Source organism: Vibrio sp. (assembly GCF_048266485.1).
Classification (GTDB): domain Bacteria; phylum Pseudomonadota; class Gammaproteobacteria; order Enterobacterales; family Vibrionaceae; genus Vibrio.
The window spans coordinates 60,287-80,193 of sequence record NZ_JBLWZK010000001.1 but is presented as its reverse complement, the minus strand read 5'-3'; the positions used below and the strand labels follow the sequence as shown (position 1 = coordinate 80,193).

Sequence of the window (19,907 nt, the reverse complement as noted above, 5' to 3'; positions counted from 1 at the left end):
GCTCGATATTGCCGAGTCAACCACGACAAAAACCGAGAAAGTGGAAGGGAATAGATTATCTAAATCACTTGAAAAAGCTAAATATGATTTTTCCCTCTCTTCTTCTTATGTTGATAGCCGGGTGTACCTCAACCGCAGCAATCGGCGGCTCAAAAACAAAGAATTCAGCCAACTCCCATGCTCTTATTGGCCAAGCCTCTTGGTATGGCAACAGGTTTCATGGAAAACTGACCGCAAGTGGTGAGGCATATAATATGAATGCTTACACTTCGGCTCATAAAACCCTGCCATTTGGAACTATCGTGAGGGTAACAAATACCACCAATAACAAGTTCGTCGATGTGAAAATTAACGACAGAGGCCCCTATGTAAAAGGCCGTGTTATCGACCTTTCTTACCAAGCATTTACACAAATCAGCAACGTTAAAAAAGGAACCATACCGGTCAAAATTGAGATTATTGATGATAGTAATACCTTTAAATATAAGCACTAGTCTCTATTTAATTGACACTATTGTTTCATAGGCAAACACACATTATTCGCATCAACCCTCCCTTAGCTGTATATCTTGATGCCAAGTATTTTTCATTGGTAAAGGGAGGAAGTTATTTGCGAACGCTTGTTGCATAATGGTATTCGCCTGAAGAAATACATTTCAAATATTCAGCGCGTGATAAGTAGATTCCTGCTCTCGCTTAGGCTCGGCTGGAATGACGCGCTAATAATGTGCGGTGAATCTCGGGTAGATACTGCAACTACAAGCGACAAAGACTAGCTTTTCCCCTTGGGAGATGATGTCACTTGGCAGAAGCAATATAAGGGGAAGCGGAGATGGCGTTGGTTACACCAAACTACTTTAAGGCATAATAAGCCACACTTACCAAATTGGATAAGCATTTTCTTTTTTGGAATATGACAACTATTATTAGGTGAAGTAGTTAGATCGAACGAAGTGATTTTGATGTGGAAGATTTAGGTTTTGAAATTTTTCAGGATTTTTTCAAACGCTAGGTAGGTGGAAGCCCCAGCCACATCCCGGCACACACGTCATTCGCTGTGGCTGCTCCCTTCCAGGCCTGACCAAGTTCACGAACTAGTATTGCGGGAGGACCAGGGCCTCCATAGATTTTGTATCTTGTTTGCTGTGCAACTCAAGAGTGCAGTGATTATGTCGAATGATGAGAAGCAATGCAAGGTGAATGTTTTATTCTATGATCGTTTGACTAACATTTCGTCACTTTGCGTTCTTGAATAAGCTTTCGCGGCGTACATTTTTTCATCGGCCAAGTGTAATACCGCATCAATTTCCATTAGGTTTTCTCGATAATGAGAGATACCGCATGAAGTATGAACATCGATTGAGTGCTCAGCATCAATATCAATGGTGAAGCTTTGTATTTGTTCTAATACCGACTCTAGCTTCTCTTTAGATACATTACCAACTAATACAAATTCATCACCACCGAGACGAAATGCTCCTTCAGGCCAATGGCGTAAAATGAGATAAGCTAAGCGCTTTAACGCGGCATCACCTACGCTGTGTCCGTAGGTATCATTAATAGCTTTAAATTTGTTAACATCGATATAGACTAAGGTTGTTCGAGGCGGAATACCTCGAGAATATTTTTGGTATAAAGCTCGGCGATTTTTTAGTTTTGTCAGGTTATCGGTAATAGCCTGCTTATACATAAACCAAATGGCTAGCACCATAAATAAGGTACAAAATGTGAAAATCGTATAGATATAACGCGATGCAGCCTTCTCTTTTTTTAAGATTACTTGCCAGTCGGGTTTGATATCATATTGACTAATAATCGATTGAGTATCTATCAACTGATGGGCGGAACTAAACAATTGGGCTAACTTATAGCCTCGATCGGTTTTGGGGAATGCCACTGTCATCGATGATTTATGAAACACGCCAATACTCAAATCTTCTTCTGTTGAGAAATCAGCAACATTGTCTTGTAGCATTTTATAATAGTTTTGTCGGTTCAGTACCACGTAGTCTACATCGCCATTGACCAGTGCTTGCATCTGTTGTACACGGTCGGCATATCGGAACAATTTTTGTCCGGGTAGCATATTGGTCAGCAAAGTATCGTAGTAATCTCCTTTTACGACACTGATTCGCTCTATGATCATTTCAGAAATGGTTTTATAAACGTCCTCTTTGTAACCCGATCGTTTTACAATAATGGCTTCTGACGTAAAGTAGGCTCGACTGAAATACATCTTATCTAATCGACGGCTCGACATTGTCACCGGACCAAGAATGTCGATCTTATTATCGAGTAAGTCGTTATACATACCTGTCCATGATTCATCTGGGTCACTTACCACATCGCAGGTTAGACCTAACACTTCACAGCTTTGATTAAATATGTCGGCAATTAAACCAAAGACATTGTGATTTTTATCATATTCAGATAATAAAATGACATTCTCAAATTTCACTTTAAGTGGTTTGCTGTTATCAAACCCGGCTTCTACTACGCGTTTTCTCAATGCTTTTTTACGTACTTCATATTGATAATTATCCATACGTTGGCGAAGTTTTTTCTGCATTTCTGGGCTATGTAAATACGCCACCATCTCTTTCACTAATTTAGTGTGGTAACCTTTTGCGGTTGCGATTCCTACTGATTGAATTGGCACTTTGCCATTTAGTGCATGAGCATCAAAGCCATAACTCAAAAAGAGCTTTAATTTAGAAATATTATCGACAACACCATCCACTTCTCCACTACGGATCATTTGTTTGGCGTGTTCGAAATCATCTAACTCAACCACTTTAATATTTGGATAAATACGTTGAAATAAATCTTTAAAAATTAAGTCATTCGCAGCCGCAATAGTATGTATCTCCTTAATGGAATGCGGGCTATGACTGTTATAATTAGTAAACAAGTAGGTATACTCGACATTCGTCGGTTCAGAGATATCGATATATTTTGCTCTTTCTTCTGAGTAGGTCACATTAGCAGAAAAGTCAGCTGTTTTATTTTTCACTGCCTTTAGAACCGGTGCAAACTGATCAAAATAGAGATATTGAACCTTAAAGTTGAAATGCTGAGATAGTTCATCAAAGATAATAATATTACCGATATCATCCAGACGTGTGGCGACAGTATAGGTCGGCATTGGTATTGACGTGGTTGGCACTTCTTCTGCATAAGTAGGAAGTGAGATAGTAAGCAGAGAAAGGGCAATAAATAATAGAAGGAACAACACAAACTCCAATACATAATAAGAACACAAAAAATCGCAAACCCCATTTGTATTGTGAGTGTTTTTCGAGCAATAATTTGGCCTTGCATTCTACACTGGTTTAATGATATGTCTATCGAGAATTCCGCGAAAAACGATCAAAAAATGATCCAATTTAATCAACAAGTCTTTTATATATTAAGACAGATCCCAATTGGGAAAGTCAGTAGTTACGGACGTATCGCTGAATACGCAGGCTATCCTGGTTATTCACGTCATGTTGGTAAGTTATTGGCTAAACTTCCAAAAGAGAGTCAGTTACCTTGGTTTAGGGTTCTCAATAGTCAAGGACAAATATCATTAAAAGGAGCAGATTTAGAGAGGCAGAAATGCTGTTTGGAACAAGATGGTATTGAGGTTAGTGCAACCGGAAAGGTCAATTTAAAAAAATACCTGTGGCAACCTTAAGCTATTTAGCTGATTCATAACTATTAAACGGCTAGGCTACACACAGATATTACAACAATTAATATACGAATTAACGACTGCCGATCACACGCAGTTGAACCATTTGAGTTTTATTCTCATCAGTAATCACTGGAGTAACAGTATCTGTTGCGAAGCGTAGTTTGCCATCGAGCTCAATTTTAGCACGAACATTGTAACGATGGTTCGGTACAATTTTATTCGTATCATAATCAAGTTTGAATTTAAATGGCATTTGCTTGCCACCTGTAACAAATGAATCTGTCGCTAAGATTTCAGCCGCTTTATCCGCTAGAGAGACATCTTCTAATGTCACAGTCACTACCGCATTGTCAGGTAGTGCAATACGTTCAAGATAGAACACGCTACCCGTAACACTTGCAAGGCTAACCGCTTCGCTAGAGCTTTGTGATACTGGTGAAGTCTTATCGGTATTTGTTGTGCAACCTGTCATTGCCACTCCCATAATTATTGATGAAATTAACAATAATGACTTTTTCATGCGTTTCCTTAATAAATTATTGTGATGTGAATATCATGCAGTCTTGTAATATCAAACTCGCATGTTAATAATTAGACAATACAATATGGAGGTCTGATGAGCAAACAATTACAAGAATTACTCAATTTACACCAACTCGAACGTTTAGAAGTTGGCTTATTCCGTGGGGAATGTGAGCATTTAGGCTTACCGCAAGTTTATGGTGGGCAAGTAATTGGACAAGCTTTATCTGCCGCAGGTTATACCGTTGAATCAGATAGAACGGTCCATTCTTTTCATAGCTACTTTTTACACCCGGGCGATATCAATCAACCTATTATTTATGATGTCGAAAAACTGCGGGATGGTAAAAGTTTATCCACGCGTCGCGTCAAAGCAATTCAACATGGTCGACCTATTTTCTATCTAACAGCGTCTTACCAGGGCCAATTTGAAGGGTTAGGTCATCAAGAATCGAAAATGCCGAATATTCAAGGGCCTGAAGGGATTCCTTCAGAAACAGAAATCTCTCAATCGATGAAAGAGGCACTATCTCCTGCGATGCAACGTGCATTTTGTCATGAGAAGCCAATTGAAGTACGTCCTGTCGTCGTCAACAACCCATTCAAACCAGACGCTCTACCCGCTAAACAATATTTATGGATTAAAGCCAATGGCGAACTACCTTATGATCCTATATTGCATCAATACTTGCTCGGTTACGCTTCCGATTGGGGGTTCCTAGTCACGGCGCTATTCCCACATAAAGTTTCGCTGTTTACACCTAACTTCCAAGTCGCCACTATTGATCATTCAATGTGGTTTCATCGTCCATTTAAAATGGATGAATGGTTGTTATATGTGATAGATAGTCCAACCAGCAGTAATGGCCGAGGCTTAGTACGTGGTGAGATTTTTGACCGACAAGGAAATCTAGTGGCAAGCGCGATACAAGAAGGTGTGATGCGCTTTACTCAAAAATAGTTTCTAGCACACTTTCTCAGCACATATAAAGCCACAAACTTAATGAGCGACTTAAATTTATACTAAATCAGATTAAGTGGCTCATTAACATCATGATTATCGAATTGGTAATGCCGTTGTATATTTAATTGACTCCATTGCAAAAGTGGAAGTCACATTCGAAATCCCTTCAACACTATTGACTAACTTCTTATAAAATTCATCATACGCTTTCATATCCGAGACCAGGACTTTCATCATATAGTCAAACTCCCCTGCCATGCGATAAAACTCCATTACTTCAGGAAACTCACTGACCGTATCGACAAAAGCTTGATACCACTCATTCGAATGGTTATTGGTTTTGATTAGGGCAAAGGCGACAAAAGATAAGCCTAGTCTCTCAGGGTTGAGTAGCGCGACCTTTTTATCAATCATGCCCTGTTCTTCTAATCGCTTGAGGCGCTTCCAGCAAGGCGTTGTAGTCAAATTGACCGTATCAGCCAATTCTTGTAGAGATGTTGTGGTGTCCTGTTGCAACATATTAAGTAATGTTTTATCCACTTTATCCAACATCAACTGTTTCATTTTCTAAAACCTACCTATAGGGGAATTTATTTCTCCAATATAAGAAATTAACAACCAATAAAGCAATCTTTTTCCCTTATTTAAGAGGTAAATTACCTACATTAGATACCGAGTAAGAATTAGGATTAATATTATGTGCATAGACAGACAATGGATTAACCAAGCGATCAATAAAATCGAAGCGGACTTTCAACGCTCAGCCGATACGCATTTAATTAAATTGGATCTGCCGTATTTATCCGGCATTGATATTTATCTTAAAGATGAAAGTACCCACCCGACAGGCTCTCTCAAGCATCGTTTGGCACGTTCATTATTCTTATATGCTTTATCGAATGGTTGGATTGGCCCTGAAACGACTGTGATTGAATCGTCTTCTGGTAGTACTGCGGTATCTGAAGCCTACTTTGCTCGTCTGCTAGGCTTACGTTTTATTGCCGTGATGCCAAAATCAACCGCGACTAAAAAAATCGAACAAATCCAATTTTATGGTGGTGAAGCTCACCTAGTGGAACGTTCAGATCAAATCTATGCAGAATCTCGTCGTTTAGCAGAAGAATTAAATGGCCATTACATGGATCAATTTACCTACGCTGAGCGTGCGACCGACTGGCGTGGAAACAACAATATTGCCGACAGCATCTTTTGCCAAATGAGTCGTGAAGTTCACCCAATTCCTTCTTGGATCGTCATGAGTGCAGGAACAGGTGGTACATCAGCAACCATTGGCCGCTTTTTACGTTATAAAAAGCACCCAACTCAACTGTGTGTGGTTGACCCCGAAAATTCCGTTTTCCATGATTATTTCAAACATGGTGATTCCTCTATAACGATTGATTCAAGCAGTAAGATTGAAGGGATTGGCCGCCCACGCGTAGAGCCGAGCTTTATTCCTGGTGTGATCGATGAAATGCGCACTGTTCCAGATGCTGCCAGTGTTGCTACGATTCAATGGTTAGAGAACATTCTTGGGCGCAAAGTGGGTCCATCGACGGGGACCAATTTATATGGCGCATTAAATATCGCCCATGAAATGATTCAGCGAGGCGAAACGGGTTCAATTGTCACCTTAATTTGCGACAGTGGTGATCGTTATTTAAACTGCCACTATAATTCTGAGTGGTTGGAAAAAAATATTTCCGATCTCACCCCGTTTAAAGAAACGTTAAAAGCCATCACCCACTTATAAACATTCCAACATATTTTCAGGCGAAGATTATGGGATTTCACGTTTATCGGGAGCTCGGGCGTTTCACGTCTCGTGGCTCGGATAGGTTACAGCAACAGATCTAAGTCACGAGATACGTAGCGAAGCGTATACGAGTAACGTTTTAACCATGCCCCGGACGAGTGGTTGCATCCCTCTCCAATTCTTTTTCTAACAAGGTTTCTATATGCCCAGGAGAATGTGTCTTCAACGAAATTAAACGATACATTTGTGGAATTACAAATAAGGTCACCAATGTGGCAAAACTCATCCCAAATAACACGACTGTACCGACTGCTACTCGGCTTTCATAACCAGCACCGGTAGATAACATTAGTGGTAATGATCCAGCAATGGTAGTAAATGCTGTCATTAAGATTGGACGAAGACGACGTACTGCAGCATCAATAATCGCTTTTTCAAATTCAATGCCACGATCACGTAGTTGGTTCGCAAACTCAACAATCAATATACCGTTTTTAGTTACCATACCAATCAGCAAGATCATTCCGATTTGGCTATAGATGTTGAGTCCTTGCCCCATCAAATATAGGCCGATAAAGCCCCCTAACACCCCCATTGGCACGGTAAACATCACAACGAGTGGGTTAATAAAGCTTTCAAATTGCGCAGCCAAAACAAGATAAGCCACCAATAACGCCAAGGCAAAAACCACCATCACACTTGATTGGTTTTCTTTAAAGTCTTTCGATTCACCGCTGTATGAAATGCTAATATCACTCGGCAAGTTATCAACCGCTTGTTGGTCAAGATAGTCGAGCACTTCACCTAATGTGTAATCAGGCGTTAAGTTCGCACTCAAGGTAATCGATTTTTGTTTATTGGTATGTGACAAACGGTTGGCTGAAGCAATCTCTTCTAGCTGGGTTACTGTGTCGAGTGTGATTAGCTCTCCGCCATCAGTACGTAAATAAATTTTGCTAAGATCGGCAGCATTATTAAAGCTATTTTCATCACCACGTAAATACACATCGTATTCTTCACCGCGCTCTAAATAGGTCGTTTCCGTCACGCCACCAAGCATAGCTTCTAATGTGTCGGAAATATCACTGACACTGATGCCTAAATCGGCTGCGCGTTGCTTATCAACCGTCACGACAAGCTCTGGTGTTTTTTCAGAATAATCTAAATCCCCACCAGTGATCACACCATCAGCTTCGCCTCTGTGTTGCAAGAATTCAGCCCATTTCGAAAGCTCTTGGTAGTCTGAACCAGCGAGCACAAATTGCACGGGGTTATCAGAGCCGCCACGGAAACCCGGCATCATCGCGCGTACTCGAACATCAGGAATGCCAGATAGCATTTTGCTGATCATACCCAAGGCTTGCTGTGCGTTTACGCTACGCTTATCCCAATCTTCTAGCACCATGATCACAAAGCCGGTTTCATCACCTGCTCGGCCACCAAAGGCTGGTGCGTCCACGCTAAACGATTTTAATACACCTTTACCAAGCAATGGAATAAGTCGCTTTTCCACTTCATCCATATTGGCACTCATACGGTTAAAACTAGTGGCATCCGCCCCTTTTACAAACGCAAATAGCACACCTTTATCTTCTTTGGGTGCTAATTGACTAGGGATCATGGTCATTAACCATCCACTCACCGCAATACAAGCAATAATGCTCACCGGTGCTGACCAACGAAAACGAATCGCACGTACGAGCCCATTGCGATAAGCCGTTTCAATACGGGCAAAGAATTTATCAATACAAAGATTAAAACGATTTGGCTGTACGTTAGCTTTGAGTAATTTGCTGCCTAATACTGGCGTTAAAGTTAACGCGACTAACGATGAGAAAAGCACCGACATGGCAAGTAATACGGAGAACTCGGTAAATAGCAGCCCTACCATGCCATCCATAAAGGAAATAGGTAGAAAAACCATCACCAGTACCAAAGTGGTCGCCATAACGGCAAAACCTACTTCTCGTGTTCCTTTATACGCGGCAAGTAATGGTGGTTCACCTCGTTCAAGGTGATGGAAGATATTTTCAACGACCACAATCGCATCATCGACCACTAAACCAATCGCAAGGATCAGTGCCAACAAGGTGATTAGGTTAACCGAGAAACCAAAATAATAGGCCGCCATAAAGGCAGAAATCAGTGACACTGGAACCGTCACCGCAGGAATTAACGTTGCACGCATTTGACCAAGGAAAATATACAGCACTAACACCACTAAACCACCAGTGATAAATAGCGTGTTATAGACCTCATTAATCGACTGATCGATAAAAATCGTTGCGTCATACTCTATTTTTAATGAGGTACCATCTGGTAAAAACTTCTGTACGTTATCGACTTCTGTTCGTACTCGCTGAGCAACGTCAAGTGGATTGGCATCAGTTTGAGTAATAATTCCCATACTCACACCGACTTCACCATCGCTCTTGTACATCGAACTTTCGTTTTTTGCACCTAAGTAAATCTTCGCAACATCTTGTAGATAAAGAGGATGTCCATCACGACTTTTACTAACGACTAGATATTTAAAGTCCTCTTCGGTTAAGTAATTTCGGGTCGTGCGAACCGTCATCGATGTGGTGTCATTACGCACTTCACCACTTGGATTCTCGACGTTTTCACGTTCTAGCGCATCGCGAATATCGGTCGTCGTGACCCCTAGTCCAGCCATCGCAGTGGGATCAAGTTTTACGTACATAACTTTGTCTAGGCCACCACTGATATCAATTGAACTGACGCCAGATATCAAACTAAAACGATCAATCAGAACTCGGTTGATGTAGTCGGTTAATTGAGTACGATCCATCTTGGTAGAGGTAAGATTGATATGCACCGCCGCATCACCAGAACCATTATCTTTTGACACAATAGGATCGTCAGATTCATCTGGCAAAGAACGTTGCGCGCGAGCAATCGCATCACGGACATCACTCACCCCTGTCGTAAGGTCATAACCTAAATCAAAGGTAATAGTAATACGTGAACTGCCATTTCGAGAAACTGACTGGATGTCATCGACGCCACTGATACCAGAAAGCTGATCTTCTAATATGGTAGTAATCTGGCTTTCCATTATGCTAGCAGAAGCACCGTCATAACTGGTCGATACCGTGACGACAGGATTCGAAATATCAGGCATTTCACGAACGGCTAGCTTGGTAAAAGACACATAACCAAACACGCACAACAATAGACTTAAAACAATTGCAACCGTTGGCCGCTTTACCGACACATCAGATAACCACATTATTCCGCTCCTTGGTTATCTGACTTTGGCATTGTGAGTGAATCTTGCTCGACGACTTTGACATTTAAGCCATCTCTCATATTAACCAGACCTTTGGTGACGATTTTCTTACCAACCTCAAGGCCAGATTCCACTACAATTTTATCTTCTATACGCGCACCTAAAATAATTTCGGTACGGGTGACTTTGTCATTTTCAATTACATACACGTAACGCTTAGTCCCCGAGTATTCGAGCGCCTGTACCGGAATGATAGGTTTATGAATTTTAGGGAAAGTTAAGGTAGCAGACATCAGCATACCCGGCTTTAATTTATGATTAGGGTTTGCAATATCAACACGCACCGGCACACTCAAAGTGGCGCTATTTACACGGGTGTTGATATGCGTGACCTTGCCAGGAAAAATTTGGTCACTCCACGCTCGGCTTTCGGTATTCACCTGCATACCCAAAGAGATTTTTGAAAGGTACTTTTCTGGCACCTGCAAATCCAAACGCATGTTGTCTAAATTATCTAATGTAAATAACTCTTCATTAGCGCTAACGGTTTTACCTTTACTGAAATCAATAAAGCCAACGGTACCGGAAAACGGTGCATTGATATTAAGATAAGACAATTCAGCTAACGCGACATCCATACGAGCTTTGGCGATATCAACACTGGCACGTTGAGCATCTAATTCAGTTTGAGTAATGGCATTCTTCTTCACCAAACTGGCGAACTCTCTTTCTTTACGTTTTTCATCATTATAATAAGCTCGTGCTTCATTAAGTGTTGCGCGCGCTTTTTTCTCATCGAGTATAAGAAGTGGCTGATTCACTTTTACTTCTTGGTTTGAATTCACCAAGATCTTCTCTACCTTGCCCGAGACTTCCGGCCTAATGGTGACCGATTCTTGCGCCGATAATTTGGCAACTAAGGTGAGTGTTTGTTGAACATCGTGTTCTTGAACAATTTGAGCGCCAACAGGGATCCTTGTTGGTTTATCATTAGCATTCGCAATATAAGGAGTGGCAATCAATAAAGAACAGGCGATACCAAATGAAGAAAGTGACTTTTTATCCATGAGTAGTTCCATTTAAATGCCTAAATAGGCTCAAGATACAAGCTTTATTCTATCAGCAGAAAGATAGGTTGAACGTAAAACAATGTAAATATACTTATCTTTTAAAAAGACAATGCTTGCTCTCAAGTTAGCTAATTTCAACTAAATCTTACTCAACTTGCTCAATAAAATACCACTCAAAGCCTGAACAGTTCGAAAACTCAACACTTAATCAATTATTTAAAAAAACTTCTTTACAGCCTAAAACAGTTTGCTATTATGCGCTCCACACTTGTGGAGGGGTTCCCGAGTGGCCAAAGGGAGCAGACTGTAAATCTGCCGGCTCCGCCTTCGATGGTTCGAATCCGTCCCCCTCCACCATTATTTTTCTTTTTATTATAAAAAGACATAAAAAACCAACTCTCGCAGTTGGTTTTTTTTCGCCTAAAATCTGCCTCACTTCACATTCTAGCCATAGAAAAAACACAAAAATCACCATATTGAAAACAATATTACACACATATTGTATGCAATTTTCCTCAAACAAATTTGCACCACCTTATAACGGAACCTGCACTTTCATGATCCACCCTTCCTTTAATTACAATTACTTATTCACCAAAATCAACTGAAACCTCTCTTAATACATTTCACTTCTTTTTTGGCACAAAACTTGCCAGTTAGACCTAGCTTGCAGAAATTAACAACGCTAATTTACAAAATAGATTGTATTCAATATTGTTGCATTAATGTTAAAGCACACCTATACATACATGGATGCAGAAATATAACTACCCACATGATTTGGGTATATAACAAAAACTGCTAATTCGAACTTAGGAAGGTAGACCCATACTACCTATAAGAATCTAGTGGAATAGACACTAAGGAAATGTCATGAAGCTTACATATACGCTTAACCAACGCCCACCTGTTGGAACAACATTACTACTGGCCTTACAACACATGCTGGCATCGATAGGGGGAATCGTTGCGGTACCTCTTATTGTTGGGGCATCTGTCGGATTACCCGCTGCTGAAATTGCAGACCTGATTAACGCTGCGTTACTCGTTGGTGGTATTGCCACTATTATTCAATGTGTCGGCCTTGGCCCTGTGGGGATCCGATTGCCAGTTGTAATGGGCTCAAGCTTTGCTTTTCTCGGCGTGGCAATTTCTATCGGTAAAGCAGATGGCATGAGTGGCATTATGGGTGCTGCTTTTGTTGGCTCATTCTTAGTGATTTTTGCCAGCTTCTTTATGACGCAAATTAAAAAACTCTTCCCTGATGTGGTGAGTGGCGTTGTGATCACATTAATCGGCTTAACTATTCTACCGGTAGCGATGAGCTGGATTGGCGATGCGCCAAAAGGTAGTGAAGAATTCGCGACCTTACCAAAATTATTTCTTGCTTTAATCTCACTGGGCATCGTTATCTTAGTCTCAGTATATTGCAAAGGTATGATCGCAGCCTCTGCCATTGTAATTGGATTGGTCGGTGGCTACATTGCCGCTTTAACTATGGGCATGGTCGACTTAAACCAAGTCACTGAAGCTTCTTGGGTAGGCAGCCCGACCCCTCTTAAATATGGTATGACTTTTTCTTGGGGATCGATTTTAAGTATGAGCTTGGCTTATATCATCGTTGTTGCAGAAGCTACTGGTGACTTTATGGCATTAGGGGCGAACTGCCAAAAAGAAGTAACGGGTAAAGATTTAAAACGTGGTGTTTTAGGTGATGGCCTAGGTAGCACGCTTTCTGCATTGATGACAGGTATGCCATTAGCTTCATTTAGTCAAAATGTGGGTATTGTAGGGATTACTGGTGTAGCAAGTCGTTATGTTGTTGCCACAACAGGTGGCCTCTTAATTCTTGGCGGTTTATTTCCAAAATTGGCAGCAATTGCAGTCACCATTCCAAAACCCGTTCTAGGCGGTGTGGGGTTCATTATGTTCGGCATGATTGCTTATGCTGGTATTCGTATGCTAATCAAAGCGGCCGATACCAAACGTAATGCTTTAATCATTTGTGTCAGCCTAGCTTCAGGTTTAGCGGTGACGGTTGAACCTCGCTTAATACAGCATTTACCTCATGCGATGGCGGAATTCTTCCACTCTGGCATTACTACCGGGACTTTGGTTGCGATTATCTTGCATCAGGTTTTACCGCAAAACCGCCGAGAAGAATTAGCCATGAAAAAACAAGAAGTGGTTGAAATGGCGAAAGATGAAGAATGTCATTCACCTGCATTTAAAGTCATGGAATCAAAAGCAACTATTTCAAAAGCAATCGCCACTATAGCTGCTGAACGTGAAATGGTACGGAACCAAACCCTACTTGAGGCACAATCTGAAGATGATAATTTATCGGATCAACAGGCTTCCTCATCCGAATCACAATCTCGGTTCACCCCGAGTACCGCGATGAAATAAAATCTATACCAAGGTAAAAGTCGGCATGTTCGGCTTTTGCCTTTTGTGTTTTGTCTTTTACAACTAAAAGTAGTCACACCAATAATCATTAACAAACCTAAAAATAAGACCCTCTCCCCTGAAATGGCTGAGATGGCTAAGGAAAATTATGAATGTCTCAAACGCTTAATACTCTACATTTAGAGAATCAAAACCTAACCACCACTTGGATTAAAAATCCACTCGATATCTATACTGGCGTCTCGCAAGATGCACGTGGCGGGGTGGTAGTTCGTGGAAACACCATTCTTGAGCTGGTCGCTCTAAATACTGAACCAAGCCACAAGATTGACATTGTGATTGATGCTAAAAATCATGTTGTCACACCGGGCTTAATCAATGCTCATCACCACTTTTATCAAACGCTTACTCGTGCCTACCCAGATGCGTTAGACAAAGAACTATTCAATTGGCTTAAAACCCTCTACCCGGTATGGGCCGGCCTTGATGAAGAAATGCATGCCCTTTCAACTGAAGTTGCGCTAGTTGAAATGATGATGTCTGGTTGTACAACCGCTTCAGATCACCACTACTTAATTCCAGTTGGCTTAGAACATGCGATTGATATTCAAGTTGAAACGGCCAAAAAACTCGGCGTTCGCGCTATCCTGACTCGCGGTTCGATGAGCTTAGGTGAAGATGATGGAGGCCTACCTCCTCGTCATACTATTCAAACCGAACAAACCATCATTGATGATAGCTTAAGGTTAATTAATCAATACCACCAGCGTGAAGACGGTGCGATGATGCAAATTGCCTTAGCACCTTGCTCGCCATTTTCTGTCACTACCGATTTAATGAAAGAAACCTCACGTATTGCCCATCAAGAAAATGTGATGATGCATACTCACCTGTGTGAAACCATTGATGAAGAAGAATTCTGCTTGCAACGCTTTGGTCATCGTCCGGTAGATTACCTTGAGAGCGTCGGTTGGCTAAATGATAAAACTTGGCTGGCGCATGGCATTCACTTTAATGATGAAGAGATCAAACGCCTTGGTAATGCTGGTGTAGGTATCAGCCATTGCCCAACATCGAATATGATGCTCGCTTCTGGTATTTGTCGTAATAACGAATTAGAAGCAGCAGGTGTAAAAGTCGGCCTAGGCGTAGATGGTTCAGCGTCTAACGATGGTTCTAACATGATTGGTGAAGTGCGCATGGCGATGTACTTGCAACGCTTGCGCTATGGCTCAGCCAATGTGTCGCACCTTGATGCACTACGTTGGGCGACCAAAGGATCAGCGACAGCAATGGGACGCACTGACATCGGTACTTTGGAAGCCGGTAAGCAAGCGGATATTTCCATGTTTACTCTAGATGAGATTCGTTTCTCTGGCTCACATGACCCACTAGCGGCACTAATTATGTGTGGCGCACAACAAGCTGACCGCGTGATGATTAACGGTGAATGGCGAGTTCACGATGGCCATGTTATTGGACATGACTTGGAAAACTTGTTAACTCAACATCAAGCCGCAGCGAAACGCCTTGCTGAAAAAGCCATGAAGCTTCGTTGATAGATGTAATACGTTAATAGATATAAATAGCTTTATCATTGAGCCCTGAATATCCTTACCTTAGGCAAATCAGGGCTCTTCTCTTATACCGCTTATTTATCTTACCGACATCACACTATTTTTTGTCAATATCACACTACTTTTATCAACATCACAATATCTCTTCTGTATTTCACTAGACCCAATTGAAGTTGCACTAGATCAAGATGAATCACTACCGACAATGTTAGCTTCTCTATATTCATAATACTTTAGAGGTAACAGGTATGTTTTATATTCATATGTTGCTGTTGTTAGCAGTCATTTTCACAGGAATTCGGTTTGGCGGTATTGCCTTTGGCTTACTAGGTGGCTTAGGCGTTTCCGTTTTAGCGTTTGTCTTTGGTATTGCACCGGGGTCTCCGCCGATCAGCGTGATGTTGATTATTCTTGCAGTAGTTGCGGCTTCTGCAACATTAGAAGCGACGGGTGGTTTAAAATTACTGGTTAAATTTGCAGAAAAATTGCTGCGTAAACACCCGAATCAAATCGTCTTCCTAGGGCCATTTTGTACTTACCTTTTGACCGTTCTTGTTGGTACTGGCCACAGTGTTTATCCTCTTCTACCCGTTATCTACGATGTTTCAATTAAAAAAGGTATTCGTCCAGAGCGTCCAATGGCGATGGCTTCAGTTGCTTCACAAATGGGGATCACCGCGAGTCCAATCGCCGCTGCCGCTGCCGTTGTAATGGCAACCGCCGCCAAAAATGATTTAGATATTTCATTAGTTCATGTGTTAATGGTTACTATTCCAGCAACATTTTGTGGCTTACTTGCTGGTTGTACTTGGAGCTTATTTCGCGGTCAAGAACTCGATCAAGACGAAGCCTTTATCGAACGCTGCAAAAATCCCGATTTTAAAGCTGCGTTAATTGATGAAAGTGTCGAAGGCGATAATGATATTGCCAATGCCAAAAAGGCCAAAACAGGTTTAAGTGTGTTCTTAGCCGGTATTGCAGTCGTGGTTTTTGTCGCAATGTTCGGTAAGGATCTGAACCTATTACCTCAAGGTGTGGGCATGTCGGTTGCCATTCAATTCTTAATGTTGGCCGTCGGCGCGATTATTCTGTTATGCACTAAGGTCGATCCAAAAGAAATTGCCAAAAGTAATGTGTTTACGGCGGGGATGTCGGCAGTGATCATCATCTTTGGTATTGCCTGGATGAGTGACACCATCATTGAACACCACAAACCTTACCTAATTGAAATGGTAAGCGATATTGTTAGTGTTCATCCCTGGACCTTTGCTTTTGCCATGTTTGCTACTTCGATTTTCTTGAAAAGCCAAGCCGCAGTACTGACAATTATGTTCCCATTAGGCTTCTCACTGGGTATTCCACCGGAAATATTAATCGGGGTTATTCCAGCTTGTTATGCTTATTTCTTCTTCCCATTCTACCCATCAGACCTAGCGGCGATCACCTTTGACCGCTCAGGCACGACATCGATTGGTAAGTATGTATTGAACCACAGCTTCTTTATTCCAGGTATTATCGGCGTATCAACTGCGACTGTGATTGGTTACTTTATTTCGACTACCTTACTAGGCTAGTAGTACGACATGCCTAATGTACCTAAAGCTGAAGCTTTGTTGACGGCGTTCATTCACCCCAATGACTTCGGGTATAAACATCACATACATTAGATACAAAAATGGCTGATCAATTAATCAGCCATTTTTTATTAGAGTTTTGTTATATATCTAAACTTTACTGTCTACTTAAGTTTAAATCGATTATTTCAATCTGATCGTTTGACCAATTAATAACGATTTTGGATTCTTAATTTCTGAGTTTAGTTGCTGTAACTCATCGACCGTCATATCGTGTTCATTGGCAATGTGATACAAGGTATCATTTTCTTTGATCACATAGATGCTAGACTTATCTTGCATAATTTGTTTGATTTCATCTTGATCCATCGACAATTGATCAACTTTATCTGCCAATTGCTGATTCGACTCTTTTTGAGCTTGCAGGTCAGCTCGTAGAGAACTTAGCTGCTCAGCTTGTTGATTCTGCTGTTCAATCAATTCATCGTTTGAAGCACAACCAAAAAGAGCCAAAGCCGATGCTAACATCGTTAATGTAATGATTTTTTGTTTACTCTTTAACATAGTCAAATACCTTTGATTGCTTTAAGTCTCTAATTTAGTCAATAAACCCTATAGATATCAAGTGAATTAATAACGTTTCATGTATTTATTTTCATCGACTAGTCTGTAAATCAGTAAACAAATCATCAAGAAGCTTCTCTATAACGGCTTGTTGCTTGACGGTTCGTGCATAAGTTCTTAGGCCAATAATTTGAACCTGAAAAAAGCGGGCTAATTCATTTGCGGTTTTATCCGTTGAGAACTCACCATTATTGATTGATTGCTGGAAAAGCTCGGAAAATGTCGCTTCTATTTGCGATAAAATGGTCGTTGCTTCATGCAATAGCTCGGGAGAGTCACTTTCTGTTAATTCCGCAATGCTTTTCACTATCATGCACATGCCATTAGGGGCCCGATCTTTATCTGCAATAATAATGTGAGTAATAAAGCGTTTTAAGCCAAGTAGAATAGTTGTTTCTTGTGACAAGCAATCCGTCAGTAGCGCCATATTTTGTTTGGCATAAAGTGATAACGATTCTTTAAAAAGATTATCTTTACTACCAAATGCAGCGTAAATACTGCCCGGACGCATATCAATAACCTCTTGTAGGTTTCTCATAGAGGTTGCGTGATAGCCTTTTTCCCAATAAAGATTTTTCGCTTTTTCAATTACTTGATCACGATTAAATTTAGCTTGTTTAGTCATTACTATACCTAAAAAACCAAGCAACAGCACATCACTTGGTTTTATTTACTTTCTTATGATTGTACAGACTTTCAATGAGTACTCACATCTTAAGCCATATCTTTGAAAGCGTTATTTCTTCGTCCATTTAAATTGTTCAAATATTGGATCAATTGGTGTTTCTGCTACATGGTTTACATAATTACTGATCACTTTTTGTGATAAACCGAGGATCACATCTAAAACATGTTGTTGAGTGTAGCCAGCGGCAAAAAAGTCTTGCAGCTCTTGCTCAGAGACATTGCCTCGATTTCGAACCATGCTTAATGTGAACAAATGCAGAGCTTGAAGTTTCTCTGTTGGCATTGGTTGCTGATTGCGTAAAGCTTCCGTGATTGCCGGATCGACTTTCATTGAATGGGCAATGCCAGTATGCGCGGGTACACAGTAGTGACACTCATGCTCTACATTGATGGTTTGCCACACAACCGTTAATTCCTCAGCATCAAACGAGCTATCTGCGAACAATTGATGCAGTTGAGTATAAGCTTGTAGCAGATTTGGAGACTCAGCCATCACTCCAAATAATCCAGGAATACGACCCATTTGCTTTTCAGCACCTTCTAATATGGCCTTACTTTTTTCTGGTGCAGATTCAAGTGTATGGATTTTGAAATTAGACATTATAGCTTCCTTATTAATACAAAATTTAAGCTGTTCTATAGGGTGACTCTGTACTACCCATTCACCATACACAAACCTGAACAGTCGTTCAAGTTTATTTTGAACGATCGTTCACATACTTATTATTCACATAATAATTAACTATCTAAATCTAATTCTGGTCCTTTAGGCACGACTTGAGTTGGGTTTATACTCTTCTGGCTAAAGTAATAATGACGCTTAATATGTTCAAAACTCACAGTACTTTTGATTCCAGGCACTTGATACAGTGCTTTCATATAGCGATAAAGGTTGGGATATTCAACAATGCGTTTTAAATTGCATTTGAAATGACCAACGTAAACCGCATCAAAGCGAATTAAAGTGGTAAACAAACGCCAATCCGCTTCTGTGATTTGCTCACCAACCAGATACTTACTCTGAGACAGGTGCTGCTCCACTTTATCTAACCCTTCAAACAAACGATCAAACGCTTCTTCATACGCTTGTTGGGAGGTAGCGAACCCGGTTTTATATACCCCATTATTAATGTTGGGATAAATAAACTCATTCCATTGATCGATTTCAGATCTCAGTTCTTGCGGGTAGTAGTCATCAGTATTACCCGTTACATCATTAAACTCCGAATTAAACATGCGCAGAATTTCTGATGATTCATTACTGACTATGGTGTTGGTTTTCTTATCCCACAGCGTAGGAACCGTCACACGGCCTGAATAATCACTTTTAGCCTGGGTATAAATTTGATGAAGCTTCGTAAAGCCAAATAGTGGCTCGGGCTGGCTGAACTCCCAGCCATTTTCCAACATATCTGGGCTAACCACTGTGACATCAATATGGTCGGTTAATCCTTTTAACTCGCGCATAATTAAGGTGCGGTGCGCCCACGGACAAGCAAGAGACACATACAAGTGATAGCGACCTGATTCTGGTTGAAACGTCGCACCTGGCTTATTTTCAATCCAATTTCGGAAACCGGCATCTTCACGAACAAATTTACCACCGCTCGATTTAGTGTCGTACCAAACATCTTGCCATACACCTTCGACTAACTTACCCATCGTACTCTCCTGTTCTGTATTCTGTTTAGTATAAGTAGCCTAGCGCTCAGTCACACCACAACGACTTGACGGTTTTGTTCGAAAGATTTGAAGGAGTGAGCCATGATAAAATCTCTGTTACAATAAAGCC

16 protein-coding genes, 1 tRNA gene and 1 other RNA gene are annotated in these 19,907 nt (G+C 40.9%); 8 read left to right on the top strand and 10 right to left on the bottom strand.

All coding sequences use genetic code 11. The features are described 5' to 3' along the window. The first annotated feature begins 83 nt into the window (after window positions 1-83). Window positions 84-494 carry a septal ring lytic transglycosylase RlpA family protein gene (locus ACN0T8_RS00365; RefSeq protein ID WP_417879463.1) on the top strand — a complete coding sequence of 137 codons (411 nt, stop codon included), beginning with the start codon at window positions 84-86 and terminating at the stop codon, window positions 492-494. A gap of 526 nt (window positions 495-1,020) precedes the next feature. Here ACN0T8_RS00365 and ffs read toward each other — a convergent pair. Beyond that, an RNA gene (ffs, locus tag ACN0T8_RS00360) (signal recognition particle sRNA small type) lies at window positions 1,021-1,117 on the bottom strand. Window positions 1,118-1,210: 93 nt separating this feature from the next. Further along, window positions 1,211-3,232: a diguanylate cyclase domain-containing protein gene (locus ACN0T8_RS00355; RefSeq protein WP_417878711.1), complete on the bottom strand. Its 2,022-nt coding sequence runs from the start codon at window positions 3,230-3,232 to the stop codon at window positions 1,211-1,213. Between the two features lie 144 nt (window positions 3,233-3,376). On the opposite strand from ACN0T8_RS00355, the gene ACN0T8_RS00350 reads away from it, so the two are divergent. After that, complete coding sequence (locus tag ACN0T8_RS00350) at window positions 3,377-3,679, top strand: MGMT family protein (protein WP_417879462.1); 303 nt, start codon at window positions 3,377-3,379, stop codon at window positions 3,677-3,679. Between the two features lie 70 nt (window positions 3,680-3,749). Here the strand turns inward: ACN0T8_RS00350 and ACN0T8_RS00345 are convergent, their stop codons facing one another. Continuing rightward, window positions 3,750-4,199 carry a YbaY family lipoprotein gene (locus tag ACN0T8_RS00345; protein WP_417878710.1) on the bottom strand — a complete coding sequence of 150 codons (450 nt, stop codon included), beginning with the start codon at window positions 4,197-4,199 and terminating at the stop codon, window positions 3,750-3,752. A 96-nt stretch (window positions 4,200-4,295) separates the two neighbouring features. Between ACN0T8_RS00345 and tesB the strand changes: the two genes are divergently transcribed. Continuing rightward, window positions 4,296-5,162, top strand: coding sequence for an acyl-CoA thioesterase II (gene tesB / locus ACN0T8_RS00340; protein WP_417878709.1), 867 nt, complete (start codon window positions 4,296-4,298; stop codon window positions 5,160-5,162). Window positions 5,163-5,258: 96 nt separating this feature from the next. Here tesB and ACN0T8_RS00335 read toward each other — a convergent pair whose 3' ends face one another. Continuing rightward, complete coding sequence (locus ACN0T8_RS00335) at window positions 5,259-5,717, bottom strand: Lrp/AsnC family transcriptional regulator (protein WP_417879461.1); 459 nt, start codon at window positions 5,715-5,717, stop codon at window positions 5,259-5,261. 145 nt (window positions 5,718-5,862) lie between these two features. Here ACN0T8_RS00335 and ACN0T8_RS00330 point away from each other — a divergent pair, with 145 nt between their 5' ends. Then, window positions 5,863-6,918, top strand: a complete 1,056-nt coding sequence (locus ACN0T8_RS00330) for a PLP-dependent cysteine synthase family protein (RefSeq protein ID WP_417878708.1) — start codon at window positions 5,863-5,865, stop codon at window positions 6,916-6,918. Between the two features lie 142 nt (window positions 6,919-7,060). Here ACN0T8_RS00330 and ACN0T8_RS00325 read toward each other — a convergent pair whose 3' ends face one another. Beyond that, entirely contained in the window at window positions 7,061-10,174 is a 3,114-nt protein-coding gene (locus ACN0T8_RS00325) for a multidrug efflux RND transporter permease subunit (RefSeq protein ID WP_417878707.1), read from the bottom strand. After that, window positions 10,174-11,241, bottom strand: coding sequence for an efflux RND transporter periplasmic adaptor subunit (locus tag ACN0T8_RS00320; protein WP_417878706.1), 1,068 nt, complete (start codon window positions 11,239-11,241; stop codon window positions 10,174-10,176). The genes ACN0T8_RS00325 and ACN0T8_RS00320 overlap by 1 nt, the downstream gene beginning before the upstream one ends. 275 nt (window positions 11,242-11,516) lie before the next feature. On the opposite strand from ACN0T8_RS00320, the gene ACN0T8_RS00315 reads away from it, so the two are divergent. The 4 genes from ACN0T8_RS00315 to ACN0T8_RS00300 all read left to right on the top strand — a co-directional run bounded on the left by ACN0T8_RS00315 (window position 11,517) and on the right by ACN0T8_RS00300 (window position 16,804). Then, window positions 11,517-11,601: transfer RNA gene (locus ACN0T8_RS00315), tRNA-Tyr, on the top strand. A 516-nt stretch (window positions 11,602-12,117) separates the two neighbouring features. Then, window positions 12,118-13,653, top strand: coding sequence for a nucleobase:cation symporter-2 family protein (locus tag ACN0T8_RS00310; RefSeq protein WP_417878705.1), 1,536 nt, complete (start codon window positions 12,118-12,120; stop codon window positions 13,651-13,653). A 152-nt stretch (window positions 13,654-13,805) separates the two neighbouring features. Further along, the gene (locus tag ACN0T8_RS00305; protein ID WP_417878704.1) at window positions 13,806-15,212 is read left to right on the top strand and encodes an 8-oxoguanine deaminase; all 1,407 of its coding nucleotides are present in this window, start codon (window positions 13,806-13,808) and stop codon (window positions 15,210-15,212) included. A gap of 266 nt (window positions 15,213-15,478) precedes the next feature. Further along, window positions 15,479-16,804: an anaerobic C4-dicarboxylate transporter gene (locus ACN0T8_RS00300; RefSeq protein ID WP_417878703.1), complete on the top strand. Its 1,326-nt coding sequence runs from the start codon at window positions 15,479-15,481 to the stop codon at window positions 16,802-16,804. A 183-nt stretch (window positions 16,805-16,987) separates the two neighbouring features. On the opposite strand, the gene ACN0T8_RS00295 is transcribed toward ACN0T8_RS00300, so the two are convergent. From ACN0T8_RS00295 to ACN0T8_RS00280, 4 genes are all read right to left on the bottom strand, one after another. Further along, window positions 16,988-17,368, bottom strand: coding sequence for a LysM peptidoglycan-binding domain-containing protein (locus tag ACN0T8_RS00295; protein WP_417878702.1), 381 nt, complete (start codon window positions 17,366-17,368; stop codon window positions 16,988-16,990). A 91-nt stretch (window positions 17,369-17,459) separates the two neighbouring features. After that, the gene (locus ACN0T8_RS00290; protein WP_417878701.1) at window positions 17,460-18,053 is read right to left on the bottom strand and encodes a TetR/AcrR family transcriptional regulator; all 594 of its coding nucleotides are present in this window, start codon (window positions 18,051-18,053) and stop codon (window positions 17,460-17,462) included. A 111-nt stretch (window positions 18,054-18,164) separates the two neighbouring features. After that, entirely contained in the window at window positions 18,165-18,716 is a 552-nt protein-coding gene (locus ACN0T8_RS00285; RefSeq protein ID WP_417878700.1) for a carboxymuconolactone decarboxylase family protein, read from the bottom strand. 137 nt (window positions 18,717-18,853) lie between these two features. Further along, on the bottom strand, window positions 18,854-19,777 hold the full coding sequence (locus ACN0T8_RS00280; RefSeq protein ID WP_417878699.1) for a glutathione S-transferase family protein: 924 nt from the start codon (window positions 19,775-19,777) through the stop codon (window positions 18,854-18,856). Window positions 19,778-19,907: the final 130 nt, after the last annotated feature.